The organism is Polaromonas sp. P3_C2 (assembly GCF_056402675.1).
On the sequence record NZ_JBFUGX010000878.1, the window covers coordinates 1 to 1,449 of the forward strand.

A 1,449-nucleotide genomic window follows, 5' to 3' on the forward strand; every position below is an offset into this window, starting at 1 on the left:
AGATGATTCAACGAGCGGAACTGCTCGGTGTCGATCTCGTGTGAGACGCCTGCGGGATAACTTTTGAGCCAATGCTTGTTCATACACACTCCTTGCGGCCCATTGTGAAAGCCGCGCAGTGGAATCCTTATGGGGCTTGTCCTAATGCCGGCGTGGCATTACGGTCCGGCAGCCAGCAAATGGCCCAATCTGGTCTCGCAGGTGACAGCATCGTCCGCGAACAGGGTATGAATCCAGGCCGTTTCGCGGTCCTTGATCAAGCGCAGGAACTCGTCGGCTCCGCGCATGTTGGCAAAGGCGTCAAAGCCGGTTTCCAGAAAGTGCTGCAGGGAGTTCAACCCCGCCGCGGCAGCTGGCCCTCTCATCATCTTGAGCAGCGTGCGAAGGCCGAACGTCCGCGTCAGGCGGTTGAGTTCGTCCCCAAGGTGCAGGACAACTTCAAGCTGCCGGGTGCGTGCGGCTACATCCCCGACCCGGCGCCAGCACCGGATGTATCTCCCACAGTCGCCGCTTTCCGGGATGGCTGCGGTGTCCGCCAGCCATTCCCGCGCCATGAGGTCGTCGAGTTTCTCCGTCAGCGCGTGCACTTCCGCCAGCGCGGCAGCCGTGCTGACAACAGGTTGCGGGAAAAGTTTGGCGATGGTGCTTGCGATACGCGCAAACTGCTGGTCGCGTTCGGCGTAGTCTYTGTCGCTGTACAGCTCCTGCAGGAAGAAGGTGGCGGCAGTTTTATACCGCGGGCTGTGCAGCAGGTCCGAGTAAGTGGCCTGAAAACGGCGCGCCTGAAACCGTTTGACCTCCGCGCTCGCCCTGGCCAGCGGTGGGTCTGCCGCGTGCTGCTGCCGAAGCTGCGCAACGGTTTGCAGTGCGTGATGAATTTGTTGTGCGGATGCGTCCATACAAACCCGGAGTTTATCTAGGTACGGCCCCCTATAGAAACCTAAATGCGCATGAGAAACTTCCCGGATGCAAAGAAGAACGCTTCTCAAGCTCGGTGCCGCGTCGGCGGCCGTGCTGGTTGTCGCCGGCGGCGCTGCTGCTTTGCTGCAGCCTGGCCTGACCGGGGGAGTCTTGACTCACTCGGGGCGTGAGATTTTTTCCGCCGTGGGCCGCGCCGTTCTGGATACGACGCTGCCTGCAGACGCCGGCCCACGCGAAATTGCGCTGCAGGGCTTGCTCAGCCGGATCGACATCCTGGTTCAATCCCTTCCGCCTCATGCGCAGGCGGAGTTGTCCCAGCTGCTGGCGTTGCTGGCCAGTGCTGGCGGCCGGCATGCGCTGGCCCGCTTGAGCCGGCCTTGGCCCGAAGCCTCTGTTGCAGATATCCAGCAGGCGCTTCAGGATATGCGCCTGTCAAGCTTCGCGCTGCGCCAGCAGGCGTACGCCGCCCTGCACGACATCACGGCCGGCGCGTATTTTTCCGAGCCGTCCAGCTGGCCAATGTTGGGC

At 62.2% G+C, this 1,449-nt stretch carries 2 protein-coding genes; one reads left to right on the plus strand and one right to left on the minus strand.

Annotated elements, in window-relative coordinates; genetic code table 11:
* Positions 1-158: 158 nt before the first annotated feature.
* Positions 159-899, minus strand: coding sequence for a DUF8198 family protein (locus tag AC1DWI_RS22980; protein ID WP_477725889.1), 741 nt, complete (start codon positions 897-899; stop codon positions 159-161).
* Positions 900-966: 67 nt separating this feature from the next.
* On the opposite strand from AC1DWI_RS22980, the gene AC1DWI_RS22985 reads away from it, so the two are divergent.
* A partial coding sequence (locus tag AC1DWI_RS22985; RefSeq protein WP_477725890.1) for a hypothetical protein occupies positions 967-1,449 on the plus strand: 483 nt, incomplete at its 3' end.